Genomic DNA, 13,891 nt, shown 5'->3' with positions numbered 1-13,891 from the left:
GCGCGACCCGACCAGATAGCAGGCCGATGCGGCAACGTCCGCATCGGCAAGAGGAGAACACCATGGCTCAAATGAAATTCATGTGTGACGCCGAGCGCTGCATCGAATGCAACGGCTGCGTCACCGCCTGTAAAAATGCCAACGACGTCGAGTGGGGCATTCAGCGCCGCCGCGTGGTCACGCTGAACGACGGTGAAGCCAGCGAAATGTCGATTTCGGTGGCCTGCATGCACTGTGACGACGCCCCTTGCATGGCTGTCTGTCCCACCGACTGCTTCTACAAGACTGACGACGGTATCGTGCTGCACGACAAGGACCTGTGCATCGGCTGCGGCTACTGCCTGTATGCCTGCCCCTTCGGCGCACCCCAGTTCCCCAAGCAGAACGCCTTTGGCGAGCGCGGCAAGATGGACAAGTGCACCTTCTGCGCAGGCGGCCCGGCAGAAAGCAAGGAAGAGGAGTACCAGAAGTACGGTTCCAACCGTATTGCCGAAGGCAAGCTGCCGCTGTGCGCCGAGATGTGCTCGACCAAAGCGCTGCTGGCAGGTGATGCGCAGGACGTTGCCGACATCTTCCGTCAGCGTGTCGTCCATCGTGGCCACCCAGATGGAGCGTGGTCGAACAATCCCCAGGCCAGCACCGACAACCTTGCCTACGATGCTGCCCGTAAAGGCTAAGGAGGCGTGTCATGACCACAATGACCATGACCACCGTTGAAATGCCTGCATCGGCCAACGGGCATGCCGCCCGTGGGTTGAAGCGTATCTGGCACCTGTGCCTGATGCTGCTACTGCTGGTGGCCAGCCTCGGTGTGAGCCAGCTGGCCGTGGCCCAGGCGGACCCGCAACGGGAAATGTCCACCGCCGCCCCTGGCATTACGGCCGAGCAGTGGCGCCAGGTACGCAGCGGTGAAACCGGCCCGAACTATCGTGATTCGCGTCACGACAGCAACTACAATCTGATCAACGCCAGCGGTGAAACGTGGCGGATTCTGCGCAATCGCTGGGTCTCGCCATTTGGCCTGATTGCCATTCTGGGCATGGCCAGCGTGATCACGCTGTTCTACCTGGTGATTGGCCGCAAGCATCTGGACGAGCCGCGTACCGGCCGCAAGCTGCTGCGCTGGCCGCTGTTCATGCGCGCGCTGCACTGGACGGTGGCGACGCTGTTCATCACCCTGGCGCTGACCGGTCTCAACCTGCTGTATGGCAAGTTCGTCTTCCGCTCGCTGTTTGGCGACGCGGTATGGGCCTGGATGATTGCGGCCTCCAAGGTGCTCCACAACTACCTGGGGCCACTGTTCGGCATCCTGCTGATCGTGCTGCTGGTCAAGCTGCTGAAGGACAATATCCCCAAGAAGCATGACCTGCAGTGGTTCAAGCAGGGCGGCGGCCTGGTCGGTAAAGGCCACCCGGATGCAGGCTTTGCCAACGGCGGTGAAAAAGCCTGGTACTGGCTGCTGGCTACCGCAGGGCTGTTGGTCGTGGCCAGTGGCTTCGTGCTCGACTTCCCGAACTACGGGCAGAGCCGCGATACCATGCAGTGGGCCAACATCATCCATGCCGTGGGCGCGCTGGGCTTGACTGCCGTGGCGCTGGGGCACATCTACATCGGTACGGTAGGGACCGAAGGGTCGCTGGAGGGCATGACCACCGGCTACGTGGACGAAACCTGGGCCAAGGAGCACCACAACTTGTGGTACGAAGAGGTCAAGGGACAGTCGCTGAGCGAGGAAGAGGTGGCTGCTCAGAAGGCGGGCGACAGCAGCGAGCCATCGACAAGGCCGAGCTGACACCTCTGCCTGTCATGGCAAGAGAACGCCCCATGACACCGCCCTCGGGCGGTGTCTTTTGTTATGCTGCATATCAACCCTGTTTTGAAAAAGGAGTCCGCATGGCTACGTTCGATGAACTGGATACCGCAACCCGCACGGAGCTGGAAGCCGCTGCATTTCGTCGCTTGCTCAAGCACCTGGATGACAACAAGGACGTGCAGAACATCGACCTGATGATTCTGGCTGATTTCTGCCGTAACTGTCTCTCCAAGTGGCTGGTCAACGCAGCCGATGAGCGCGGCACGCCTCTGGAAATGGACGCTGCCCGGGAGTATGTCTATGGCATGCCCTACAGTGAATGGAAAGCCAACCACCAGGGTGAGGCCACCCCGGAGCAGTTGGCGGCACTCGAAGCTCGCCAGGCGCGCAAGAAGGCCCCTTCACAGGACGAGCCCCCTTCACAGAACGAGCCAAAGGAGTAGCGCCAATGGAGGCCATGGAAGCCCTGAATATTGCGGTGCTCACCGTCTCGGACACCCGTACCGAAGAGACCGACCGCTCGGGTCAGTCGCTGGTTCAGCGGCTGACCGAGGCCGGGCATACGCTGGCCGACAAGCGTATCGTGCCGGACGACGTGTACCAGATTCGTGCCGTAGTGGCCCAGTGGATCGCCGACCCCGGCGTGCAGGTGGTGCTGACCACCGGTGGCACCGGCTTCACCGGTCGTGACTCCACTCCAGAAGCGGTCTCGGTGCTGTTGGACAAGCGCATCGAGGGATTCGGCGAGCGCTTTCGCCAGCTGAGTGGCGACGAAATCGGCAGCTCAACCATTCAAAGCCGCGCCTTGGGCGGTTTTGCCAACGCCACGGTGGTGTTTTGTCTGCCGGGCTCCACCGGTGCCTGCCGCACCGGGTGGGACAGCATTCTGGCCGAGCAGCTGGATAGCCGCCACAAGCCCTGCAACTTTGCCAACCTGGTCATTCCCGGCCGGGGGCAGCATGGCTGAGCAACGCGCAGAACATCAGCCACCGCCACTGCAACCCATCAGCGCCGCTCTCGATGCGCTACTGGCGGGGCTGGTACCGCTGACCGCCGAGCAGGTGCCGCTTGAAGAGGCGGCGGGTCGGGTGCTGGCCGAGCCGGTGATGGCAACGCTGGACGTGCCGCCCTTCGATAACAGCGCCATGGATGGTTACGCGCTGCGCGCCAGCGACGCGGGCAAGCGGCTGCCGGTCAGTCAGCGGATTGCTGCCGGAAGCCTGGCCCAACCGCTGGCAGAAGGCAGCTGCGCGCGGATCTTTACCGGGGGCCAGATCCCGGCAGGCGCGGATTGCGTGGTCATGCAAGAGCGCGTCACCCTGGACGACGGCCACGCGGTGATTCCCCATGACGTACCCGCGGGTGACAACGTCAGGCTCAAGGGGCGTGACGTGCAGCGTGGAGACGTGCTGCTCAAGGCGGGGCAGCGCCTGGAAGCGGCTGCGCTAGGGCACTTGGCGGGGCAAGGGGTGACCGAGGTCAGCGTGCGCCGTCGTCCCCGGGTGGCGCTGCTCTCCACCGGCGACGAGATCGTCGACCCGGGCACGCCCTTGCAGCCTGGCCAGCTCTATAACTCCAATCGCCCGATGCTGACGCGTTTGCTGGAGCGCTTTGGTGCCGAGGTAGTGCAGCGGGTCAGCGTTCCCGACGACTATGCCCGCACCGTCGAGATTCTCGAACAGGCAGCCGCCGTGGCCGATGTGGTGGTCAGCACCGGTGGTGTCAGCGTGGGGGAAGAGGATCACGTCAAGGCAGCGCTGGAGTCGCTGGGGCAGCTGGATATGTGGAAGCTGGCCATCCGCCCCGGCAAGCCGCTGGCGCTGGGACGCCTGCCGGCCGAGGCAGGGCGCGAGGCGCGCTTTGTCGGCCTGCCGGGCAACCCGGTGTCGGGGTTCGTCGGCGCCTGGCTCTTTTTACGCCCGCTGATGGGAGCGTTGTCGGGGTGCCCTGCGCTTGCGTCACTGCCAGAGATCACCGCGAAGGCGCAGTTCACCACCGAGACGGGGCCACGGCAACACTACATGCGCGTGGCGCTGCACTTTGGCGTTCAGGGAATCGAGGCGGTGGCGTTTGAAGACCAGAACTCGGCGGTGCTCTCCTCGTGTATCGAGGCCGATGCGCTGGCCGTCATCGATGCTCACCAGCAGATAGCCCCAGGGGAGGCCGTGCGCTGCCTATGGCTGGAGCACTGACGGCGACAGCCGTTGGCCATCCAGCAGCAAGGTCAGACGTTGCTGTTCCAGCATCAGCCCGCACAGCGCGGGCATGCGCGTGCGGGCCGCCACCAGCGCGGGCAGTGGATGCAGCTGGACGACCGGCAGGCGTGCCAGCCGACTCTCCGAGCCAATGCCCAGTTGCCATGGGCCTGCGGCGTCGCGCAGGGTCAGCCAGCGGCTTGGGGAGCTGGCAAGCTGGAATAACAGCATGTCGGCATTGGCGTGGCGCGGCTGACAACAGTGGCTATCGATGCGCTGAACGTAGCGCGCGTCGATGGCCACCTGATAACCGCCTGCCTGAAAGACCACGCAGGTCACGGTTCGAGTGCCATCGTGGCCTGTTTGCTCGCTGTCCACGGCTCAGCCCAGCCCCTGCTGGTAGGCTTTCAGCAGGGCATCGGGGTCGAGCAGGGCCGTGGCCACACGGGCCTCTTCGGGCTGCCAAAGCGCGCTGACGAAAGGGCGCAGTGCGTCAGGCAGCGTTTCGGGGGGCGCTTTGAAGGCGCTGAGGGGCAAGTCGCACACGTCGTTCAACTGGTCGATACGCACGGCGGTGCGTATTCCTGCACTGCGTACCATCAGCAGCATGCCTTCGGCGTTGCTCTCGGTCAGCCCCAGGAGCGGCTGTAGCCGAACCAGCGACTCGATGGTGCCACGCAGATGAATGACGCCTTCGGTAGAGGAGGGCAGGCCAGGCACGAAATAGACCGGCGTGTCGCCTTTGAGGATCTCCGTCACGGCCGTGCCCGGCAACGCATAGGGTTGGCCGGACAGCGTGAACAGCACCACCTGCTGGCAGGGCTCTTCCACATCGACGATACCGCCATCCTCGGCATGGATGGCATCTTCAAGGGATATGCTTGCTTCGTCATGCCCCGCGGGGCGCGAATCCGTCATGATCCTGCTCCGTGCTGATGACCACCTGGTTGCGCCCTTGGTGCTTGGCACGGTACAGCGCCTGGTCGGCGCTGAGGCGCAACGATTCGGTAGAAGGGTGTTCGGGGAAGCTGCTGATGCCCGCGCTGAAAGTGCAGCGGAAGCGTTTGCCACCCGCGTGAAAGTCCACCTGTTCGAAGTCACGGCGCAGCTCGTCGATCAGTTCTCCTGCCCGCTGGTCGTCGACCCCTTTGAGCAGTACCACGAACTCCTCGCCGCCATAACGGCCAATGATGTCCGACATGCGCAAGCGTGTTTTCAGCAGCCGTGCCAGGGTGATGATGACTTGGTCCCCCGCCAGATGGCCGTGGGTATCGTTGACCGCCTTGAAGTGATCGATGTCGATCATGGCCATGGCATGCTGGGTCTTTTCTCGGTAAGCCTGAGCCAGTGCCTTGCTGATCATCTCGGTGGTGGTGCTGTGATTGTAGAGGCCGGTCATGCTGTCCCGGGTCATCAGAGAGCGTAGCAGCCGCAGGCGTTCGGCGCGCAGTTTCACCGCCGAGACCAGCTCGTCGGGCACCACGGGCTTGGTGATGAACGCCTCGACGCCAGCCGTCATGGCGGACAGCTGTTTCTGGCTGTCGGTCTCGCTGGAGAGGTAGATGATCGGCAGGCCGACGTACTCGGGCTGCTGGCGGATGATGTTGGCCAGCTCTTCACCGGAGCACACCGGCATATAGACATCCACCAGCAGCAGGTCGGGGCTGAAGCGTTCGAGCGCGCTCAGTGCGTCGGCGGGGTGGTTCACCTGTTGCACCACCATGCCCGCTTCTTCCAGCAGCAGCGCATGATACGCGGCAACCTCCGGCTCGTCGTCTACCACCATGACACGTAGCGGCTCGTCTTCGGTGGGGGTGGTCAGCTCGTCCACGGCCAGCATCAGGTCAAGGGGCTTCACGGGCTTGGTGAAATAGCCGTTACAACCGGCGCGCACGGCGCTCAGACGCGACAGAAAATCGCCATGAGCCGACAGCACGATGGAGGGTAGCCGTTCGCCGGTGAGCTTGTTCAAGCTGGTGAGCGTTTCCGTGCCTGCCGTGTGGCCCTGGGGAAACTGCACATCCATGATGATGGCATCAGGACGACGCGTGATCACGGCGTTGAAGAACGCATCGGTCGTCTCGAAGTGCACCACTTCGTGGCCGAAGCAGCGCAAATGATGCAGCAGTTGACTGACCTGGTCAGGCTCGTCGTCACACAGGTAAATCAGCCGTTGGCGTTTGCTGCGGGTTTGCGCTGGCGTAGGGGAGAACTCCACGCTCTGCTGCGCGGCCAGCGCTCGCTGCTGCCCCGGCAGTGACTGCAAACGCTGCTGCTCTTCGGCCAGCTGTTCGAGTATCTGGACGATCAGCTCTTCCTGCGGTGACGCCTCGCTGAGTGCGGCTTCACCCTGATCGGCCAGTACTGCAATACGCTCGAACCCCAGTGAACGCCCGGTCCCTTTCAAACTATGGAAGAAACGGTGCAGCTCGGGGGCCAGGCGTGCTTCCGCTTCTGCCGAGATGCGGCTTTGCTGCCACTGTTCGGCGGTTTGCTGAAGGCGACCAGGCAGCTGGGCAATGAACCGTTGGCGCAACTGGTTGAGCTTGTCGTGCAGCGAAGAAGACATTGGGCTACCTGTTGAAGGCCTGGGCAACGGCCTGCCCTAGCGTCGTCTCTAGCTCGGCGTCCTTCTGCAGACAGGCGCTCAGGCCAGGTGTCTGCATCAGGGCCGCCGTCGGAGTATCGCCGGTGAGCAGGATGAACGGCAGGTCCACCTGCTGCTCGCGAAGCATGTCCAGGAGCTCGACGCCGCTCACCAGCGGCATGTGCATGTCGCTGACGATCAGTGCCATGTCCTCATGCGCTTCCAACTGACGAATGGCCTCCATGGCGTCCTCGGCCAGCACCGTCTCATGGCCTTGAAACTCCAGCAGTGCAGCGGTCATTTCCCCAGCTAGTGGGTCGTCGTCTACGACCAGTATTCGCATGATCACTCTCTGTCTTGTGGGGAAACCTAGCCCAACAGGGCTCGCAGGGTTTCCACTAAATTGTTTTGGTCAAAGCTGCCCTTGACGATATAGGCATCAGCGCCCACTTCGATTCCGCGCCGCCGGTCGGCCTCTTTTTCGCGGGACGTGATGATGATGATCGGCTTGTGACGATAAAGCTCATTTTCGCGCAGACTGGCAGTCAGCGCAAAGCCGTCCATGACGGGCATTTCAACGTCCGTCAAGACTGCGTCGAAGGAGTCGGCCAGCGCCTTGTTCAAGCCATCGCGCCCGTTTTCGGCCAGGGTGACCTGATACCCCCAGGCTTCCAGCACGTCCTTTTCGATTTCACGGGTGTTCAGCGAGTCATCGACCACCAGGATACGGTGACGTGGTGCATCCGTGGGTATCGGTGCCGTCTGGCGCAGCCCTGTCTGGCGGGAGCGCTCCAGCAGCGCAGGCACATGCAGAAGGCTGGCCAAGGTGTTGCGCCCCAGCGACACCATTCCCGACACCAGCGGCAGGTAGCGCAGGTGGTTGGGCAGCGGCTTGATGACCATGTCTCGCTCGTCCACCAGCACGTCGATGATCAGTGCCAGCTTCTGCTGACGCTGATGTACCACCAGCAGCAGAACCTTGTCTGCGGCAGGCGGCACGACGGGCAGGTCGAGCAACGTGGCCAGGGCAACCACCGGTACGAACTCATTGCGTAGAATCAACGTGGTCTGGCCCGCCGCGTCGATGAACTCCTCGGGAGAGCGCTCCACCAGTTCGGCCACGTGAGGGGCTGTCACGCCTAGCGTCACGCCGCTGACTTCCACCAGCAACACCCGCATCAGCGCCAATGAAAGGGGCAGGCGCAGCGAAAAGTGAGTGCCCTTGCCGGGCGAGCTGGTGAGGTGAAGGTCGCCGCTCAGCTCATCCACCACCGTGCGCTTGACCACGTCCATGCCGACGCCCCGGCCAGAAAAGTCGGTGATCAGGCTCTTGGTGGAAAAGCCGGGCAGCAGGATCAGCTCCAGCGTTTCCTGCTCGCTCAGCAAGGCCAGCTGGCCTTCATCGAGCAGCTGCCGGGATAACGCTTTCTGGCGAACGGCTGCCAGGTCGATACCGGCGCCGTCGTCGCGCATCTCCACCACGACCCAGCCGCCATCCTGCCATGCTTCCAGCGTGAGCTGCCCTCTGGGGGCTTTACCTGCCGCCTGACGCTGTGCCGGGGCCTCCAGTCCGTGATCCAGAGCGTTGCGCAGCAGATGAATCAACGGGTCGGAGAGACGGTCGATCATCTGTCGATCCAGCTCGATCTCGCTCCCACGGACACGGCAGTCCACCTGCTTGCCCAGCGACTGGGCCAACTCACGTGTCATCTGCGCCAAGGGGTCGAACACGACGCTCAGTGGCAGCATGCGCATTTGCAGGGCGCGGTCATGAAGATCGCTCATCAGGGCGTCGTGACTCAGCACGCTGTCTTTGAACTCGCGCTGAAAATCGTGAAACTCGGCCTGATGCTGGGCGGGCAGCGACAGGCCGAGCTGGCGCGCCTGTTCGACCAGACCATGCAGGTGGTGATGGCCCGACAGCACTTCGCCCATCAGGCGAATCACATCGTCCAGCCGGTCGAGGCGAACCCGCACCGTATCGCTCAAGGCCAAGGCTGATGCCGGTGATGCCGATGATGGCGCGGCGGGTGGCGCCTTCGTGGACGATGGGGAAGGCACAGCCGTGGGCCCAGTGGAGGCGTCAGAAAGCGGGGGAGCAGAAAGTGGGGCGTCAGAAAGAGGGGCTTCCGGTAACGAGCCCGCCGCCGACTCCAGCGCCTTGCACAGCGCGGGGTCAGCGGCCGCCAGCGCCTCGGGGGCTGCCCCTTGGGCCAATTGGCCGACATAGTCGTCCAGCGCGTCGATGGCCTGATTCAACAGCCCCAAGGACGCGGCGGAAGGTAGCGTGCTGCCTTCGCGAAAAGCGCTCAGCAGCTCTTCCATGCTATGGGCGAGCGCCGTGATCGGCGCCAGCTTGAGCATTCGGGATGAGCCCTTGAGCGTGTGCGCCGACCGAAACAGCTCATTGATATGCTCTTTGCTGGCCGTGCCAGCAGCGCTGCCGGTAGCGTCTTGCTCCAGGGTATGGACGCCCTCACGCAATCGCGGCAGGTGGTCGGCGGCTTCTTCCACGAAGCGCTGTATGAAACGACGAATATCCAGTGCCATTAGCCCACTCCCTGTATGGCGATCGGCTCATCCAGATAGCGCTTGGCCAGGAAACAGGCATCTCCTGGGGGCAGCGGCGGTTGGATGGCCTGCAGTGCACCACTGGCCTGTGGCGTGGTTTCCAGCAGGCGTACCACGGCGGCATAGCCTCGCTGGCGCTGAACGGGGTTGTCCGGCAGTTCACCCTGGCGCAGCAGCTCTGCCTGGTAGAAGTGCGCAGGCCAGCACTCCGGGGCGACGTAGACGGCCCGTTTGAAGAACTCGTAGGCCTGCTGTGGTTGCTGCAGCCAGCGTACCGCCAGCCCGGCAAGCAGCAAGGCATCCACGCACCATGGGGCTTGCTCCAGGAGCGGGCTGATGAGCTGAAGGGCCGCGTCGAAGTGATTGTTGTCGAGCAGTTCATGTGCTTGCTTCAGCACTTTCTCACGCGGGATAGGCGGTGGAGGTGCCGACGGCTCGGGTGGCGCTTCAGGCAAAGGCCGTACCTCGGCGGCTTCCCATGGCGCTGTTTCCAGCATGGTGGGTGCCGTGACGGTGGCAGCAGGAAGAGGCAGAGGGTGGCGAGAGGGCTCGGGGGCCGCATGCTGAAAGTAAAACACCCCTTGCTCTTCTTGCAGCGACAGAACCCCCAGATCATTGCCCAGCGTTTCCGTGACGCCACACAGCAGTATGCCCTGTGGCGCCAACAGCGGCTTCAAGCGCTGCTGTATGTCTCGGCGTGTGGCTTCATCGAAATAGATCGATACGTTACGGAACAGGATCACGTCGAAAGGACCGCCCAGCGCCGGGTGGTCCGTGGCGAGCAAGTTGAAGGGGCAGAACCTGACCCATTCGGTCAATGCGGGCACCAGTTGATGGGCGCGCCCCACCGGAGTGAAGTAGCGGGCCTTGAGGGCGGGATGCAGCGCGCGAAATGCCATGCCGCTGTAAATCCCGGCTCTGGCCTTGTGCAGCACCTGTTGATCCACGTCGCCACCGGTGATGCGGAACAGTGACTTGGCGCGTTCGCCATACGTTTCCATCAACAGCATGGCCAGGCTGTAGGGTTCTTCTCCCGAGGAGCATCCCGCACTCAGTAGCCGCAGTGGCCCTCCCTGCTTGGCCAACTGGCGGGGCAGGTGTTCATCGGCAAGCCACTGCAGGGCTTCTACCTCACGGAAGAAGTAAGTTTCATTGACGGTGAGCTGGCTGATGAACTGATCGAACAGCGCTGCATCTTTGGCCAGCTTGTCGAGTAGCGTTGCATGATTCTGGGTGGCCTGGGCGTGGCAAAGCTGTTCGATGGCACGCTCCAGGCGCGCTTCTGCCATGCCTTCCAGAGAGAGCCCGCAGCGTTGGTGTACCAGCTGTTTGAATGGAGTGAGGACGGTCATGGAGAAAGATGCCGTGGTGCCGCCATGCCCACCAAGCGCATCAAGCGCGGGGGCAGATCGTCGAGGCTGATGATGTGTTGTACGACGCCAGTATTGATGGCTTCCTGGTTCATGCCGTAAATCACGGAACTGGCTTCGTCCTGAGCCAAGGTGGTGCCACCTGCTTGCTGGATGGCGCGCATACCGCTGACGCCGTCTCTGCCCATGCCCGTCATGATCACACCGATGGCATCCGCGCCGTAGACTTCCGCGGCGCTGTGCATCAGCACGTCGCAGCTTGGGTGATACAAGGCATCGGGTGGGCTCTGCACCAGTCGCACGCAGTGCTCAGGCGTCACGCACAGGTTGCGCTCCGAGGGCGACAGGTAAACATGGCCGGGTTCGAGACGCTCACCTTGTGTGGCCACGCTCACGGGCAGGGGGCACAGCGAGCCAAGCCAGGTGGCCATGCCTTCGATAAACCCATGGCTGATATGCTGCGCAATCAGGATTGGGGCAGGAAAGCCGCTGGGCAGCTTGCTGAGCAGGCGTGCCAATGCCTGGGGGCCACCCGTGGAACAGGCGATGACGATGACACGTTGAAAGACTCGTGGCGAGAAGGTGGGCGCGGCCGTCGGTGCGAGAACAGGGGGCTGCTCCGGGAGTGGTGCAATGAGACGGCGGCGTAGCCGCGTAATGACCGCCACCCCCGCCAACAAGCGTACCCTGGCGCGTAGCCACTCCCCGGTCTCTTCGTCCAGGGTGGGCTTGGGCAATACTTCCAGCGCGCCCACTTCCAGTGCCTTGTAGGCGCTCTGGGCATCGGCGCGGTCACTGATGACGAGGATCGGCACGCCCTTGGTGTGCATGATCTCTTCGATGGCGCTCAAGCCATCCATGACCGGCATGTTGAGATCCATGGTGATAAGCTGAGGGGCCAGCCGCTTGGCCAGCTCGACGGCCTCCTTGCCGTTGCTGGCTTCGCCCACGATGTCGATATCGCCCTCACAGGTGAGAAGGTCGCGCAGTATCTCCCTGGCGAGCGGGCTGTCGTCGGCCATGACCACCCGGATTACACTCATGAAGCGCCTCCCATGCCGGTGATCATGGTTGCGTCTGGCGGCGGCTGTCGGGTTGCGCTGCCAGCGTGAACTCCTGCACCAGACTGTTCAGCTCGGCGGACATCTGAATCATGTCCTGGCTGATCTCGGTGATGCTGCGCACGGACTGCGCATTGCGTGCGCTGGCGGTATCGATATCGCGCAGGGCAATGACCACCTGATTGCTGGCGGTTTTCTGTTGCTGTGTCGACAGCGAGATCTGCTGGGCGGCACTGCTGGTCTGGCTGGCTGCCTTGAGCAGGGCTTCGAGGTCCTGAGCGGTACTCTGGCTGGCTTCGACACCCTGTTCGATAGACGTGGCCCCTTTCTCCGAGGCGACCACCAGCCGGTTGATGGCCTGCTGAATGTCGTCGGTGTGGCCTTCTATTTCATGGGTGGAGTCGGTGACGCTATCGGCCAGACGGCGTATCTCGTTGGCAACCACGGAAAACCGGCGGCCAGACTCCCCTGCGCTGGAGGCTTCCAGGGCCGCATTGAACGCGATCAGCTTGGTTTGCGCGGCCAGCGTGTTGATCAGCTCCATGACCTTGCTGATCTGCTTCGATTTGGCGCCCAACGCCATGATTTCTGCCAAGCTCTGCTCGCTATCGCTGCGGATATCGTACATGCGCGCCTGCAGGAGTTGCATGGCCGTGCTGCCTTTGCGGCTGCGCTCCAGCGTCTGGTTGGCCACGTCCACCACCGACTGCGAATGGTCGGCGATCTGGGTCGAGGAAGTCGACAGCTCCTCCATGGTCGACGTGATTTCGGCCACGGACGACGCCATTTCCTCCACGGCGGCCGCCATGGTCTGATTGGCCTCATGGCGTATATCGCCCCCCTGAACGCCAGAAAGCCCGGCGGTTTGGGCCAAACGGTCTGCGACCTGGGTCAAGGCAAGGGCATTGTTCGACACGGCTTGAATCGCGCGGGATAGCCTGGCAAACAGTTCGTTGGTCTGAGCGGCCAGGTCGCCAAGCTCGGCACGGTCATCGGTTTCTACCCGCTTGGAGAGATCCAGGCTGTGGGTGATCTCCTTGAGCTGACGCTGAAAACGGGTCAATGGCCGAATCAGGCTACCGGTCAGGGGGTAAAGCAGCACCAGTCCCGCCAGTAGAATCAACAGGCCCAGCTTGATGGAGTTGAAGAAACGCTCCCTGACGGTAGTGGTGTACTCGTCCTTGGCGACTTCGACCATCAAGTAGCGCTGCACCTCGGGAAGCCAGCGGGTCACCACAAAAAAGGCGCGCCCATCGCGTTCGATTTCATGCACTCTGAGTTCGCTGTCGGTGTGCAGCAAACCTGCCGATTCCTGCTCGCGAAGCGCCGAAATCGTGGCCTCCTCGCTGCTCATCAGAAAATCGCCTTCCGCGCTGAGAATGGCCGCGCGGCCGGTTTCACCCAGGCGGTAGTCGTCGATGAACTTGGCCATGCGAGCAAGGTTGAGCCCCGCTCCGGCCACGATCACCGGCAGGCCGTTGGCTGCATTGGCTTGGCTGCGGAAGTTCAAGAAGACAAACGCATCGTCCGGATTGAACGTGTCGCTGTCGAGATTGAGGTTGTAATCGGCACCGCTCTGAGTGAACTCGTGGTACCAGGCGTCACTGCTGTCAGGGCCTTGCAGCGGGCGCTGCTGGAAAGTGCCATCACGATACTGAAAGTAGACCTGCCGGTTGGGTGTCTGCGCTGCGATGAAGAGCAGTTCGGTGTCCAGTTGCCCCATCAAGCGTGAAAGATAACGCTCGACTTCGATCTGCTGTTCGACGGGCAAGCCCTCTGTCATCCACTGCTCGATAAAATAGCTATTGGCCAGGCTTTCCGAAACGGCAAGGGCTGGGCTCAAGCCCAAGGTGATGCGAGTGGCCAAGCCTTCGACCTGGGCGGGCAGTTCGCTATCGAGCAAGTGCTCTAACCGCGCTTCGCTATGGGTGCGAGCCTGCAGGTACAGGGCAAGCAGCATGGACAGTGCCAGCACCGTTCCGAACGAGACAAACAGTCGAAGCCGTAACGGCAAGGATTTCCAGCGCGCAGTCATGGGCAGGCTTGCTCCAGGTGAACCCAAAGGCCTCATGATGAGGATAAATCGTCTATGGTATGAATATCGCACGACGCGTACGTCGCTCATCAGCATGATAGCAACGATTAATAGAGCTTTTTGTGATATTTGCGCAGCGCTGAGAAGCCTGACCAACGGTTCGATGTAGCTTACCTGCCCCAGATGGCGTTTTTTCTATACAAAGATTATTTTTTGTATAAGTAGCAAGTGTTTTTTTTTGACAAAAGTGATACATGCA

Annotated in this window: 13 protein-coding genes; 5 read left to right on the top strand and 8 right to left on the bottom strand. The window is 62.3% G+C overall.

The window, feature by feature from the left end:
* The first annotated feature begins 62 nt into the window (after positions 1-62).
* The 5 genes from fdh3B to FEU76_RS04405 all read left to right on the top strand — a co-directional run bounded on the left by fdh3B (position 63) and on the right by FEU76_RS04405 (position 4,005).
* The gene (gene fdh3B, locus FEU76_RS04425; protein WP_016915147.1) at positions 63-677 is read left to right on the top strand and encodes a formate dehydrogenase FDH3 subunit beta; all 615 of its coding nucleotides are present in this window, start codon (positions 63-65) and stop codon (positions 675-677) included.
* Positions 678-697: 20 nt separating this feature from the next.
* Positions 698-1,792, top strand: coding sequence for a formate dehydrogenase subunit gamma (locus FEU76_RS04420; protein WP_039175321.1), 1,095 nt, complete (start codon positions 698-700; stop codon positions 1,790-1,792).
* 101 nt (positions 1,793-1,893) lie between these two features.
* The gene (locus FEU76_RS04415) at positions 1,894-2,256 is read left to right on the top strand and encodes a DUF1244 domain-containing protein (protein WP_144980714.1); all 363 of its coding nucleotides are present in this window, start codon (positions 1,894-1,896) and stop codon (positions 2,254-2,256) included.
* A 5-nt stretch (positions 2,257-2,261) separates the two neighbouring features.
* On the top strand, positions 2,262-2,780 hold the full coding sequence (gene moaB / locus FEU76_RS04410) for a molybdenum cofactor biosynthesis protein B (protein ID WP_144980711.1): 519 nt from the start codon (positions 2,262-2,264) through the stop codon (positions 2,778-2,780).
* On the top strand, positions 2,773-4,005 hold the full coding sequence (locus tag FEU76_RS04405) for a molybdopterin molybdotransferase MoeA (protein ID WP_144980708.1): 1,233 nt from the start codon (positions 2,773-2,775) through the stop codon (positions 4,003-4,005). Before moaB ends, FEU76_RS04405 begins: the two co-directional genes overlap by 8 nt.
* Here the strand turns inward: FEU76_RS04405 and FEU76_RS04400 are convergent.
* The 8 genes from FEU76_RS04400 to FEU76_RS04365 are packed head-to-tail and all read right to left on the bottom strand — an operon-like array spanning position 3,988 to position 13,632.
* Positions 3,988-4,386, bottom strand: coding sequence for a hypothetical protein (locus tag FEU76_RS04400; protein WP_096922030.1), 399 nt, complete (start codon positions 4,384-4,386; stop codon positions 3,988-3,990). The genes FEU76_RS04405 and FEU76_RS04400 overlap by 18 nt on opposite strands.
* Before the next feature lie 3 nt (positions 4,387-4,389).
* Entirely contained in the window at positions 4,390-4,926 is a 537-nt protein-coding gene (locus FEU76_RS04395) for a chemotaxis protein CheW (RefSeq protein WP_144980705.1), read from the bottom strand.
* Complete coding sequence (locus FEU76_RS04390) at positions 4,898-6,577, bottom strand: diguanylate cyclase (RefSeq protein WP_096922031.1); 1,680 nt, start codon at positions 6,575-6,577, stop codon at positions 4,898-4,900. Before FEU76_RS04390 ends, FEU76_RS04395 begins: the two co-directional genes overlap by 29 nt.
* A gap of 4 nt (positions 6,578-6,581) precedes the next feature.
* Positions 6,582-6,938: a response regulator gene (locus FEU76_RS04385; RefSeq protein ID WP_039175151.1), complete on the bottom strand. Its 357-nt coding sequence runs from the start codon at positions 6,936-6,938 to the stop codon at positions 6,582-6,584.
* Between the two features lie 26 nt (positions 6,939-6,964).
* Complete coding sequence (locus tag FEU76_RS04380) at positions 6,965-9,145, bottom strand: response regulator (RefSeq protein ID WP_144980701.1); 2,181 nt, start codon at positions 9,143-9,145, stop codon at positions 6,965-6,967.
* Positions 9,145-10,518, bottom strand: a complete 1,374-nt coding sequence (locus FEU76_RS04375) for a CheR family methyltransferase (protein WP_144980698.1) — start codon at positions 10,516-10,518, stop codon at positions 9,145-9,147. The genes FEU76_RS04380 and FEU76_RS04375 overlap by 1 nt, the downstream gene beginning before the upstream one ends.
* Positions 10,515-11,579: a chemotaxis-specific protein-glutamate methyltransferase CheB gene (cheB, locus tag FEU76_RS04370; protein ID WP_144980695.1), complete on the bottom strand. Its 1,065-nt coding sequence runs from the start codon at positions 11,577-11,579 to the stop codon at positions 10,515-10,517. The genes FEU76_RS04375 and cheB overlap by 4 nt, the downstream gene beginning before the upstream one ends.
* A gap of 22 nt (positions 11,580-11,601) precedes the next feature.
* Complete coding sequence (locus tag FEU76_RS04365) at positions 11,602-13,632, bottom strand: methyl-accepting chemotaxis protein (RefSeq protein ID WP_144980691.1); 2,031 nt, start codon at positions 13,630-13,632, stop codon at positions 11,602-11,604.
* Between the last annotated feature and the right edge of the window lie 259 nt (positions 13,633-13,891).

The sequence above is a fragment of the Halomonas sp. C22 genome (genome assembly GCF_007655045.1).
GTDB lineage: Bacteria > Pseudomonadota > Gammaproteobacteria > Pseudomonadales > Halomonadaceae > Vreelandella > Vreelandella hamiltonii.
The sequence above is the reverse complement of the archived record's forward strand: the minus strand, read 5'-3'. Positions and strand labels throughout refer to the sequence as shown.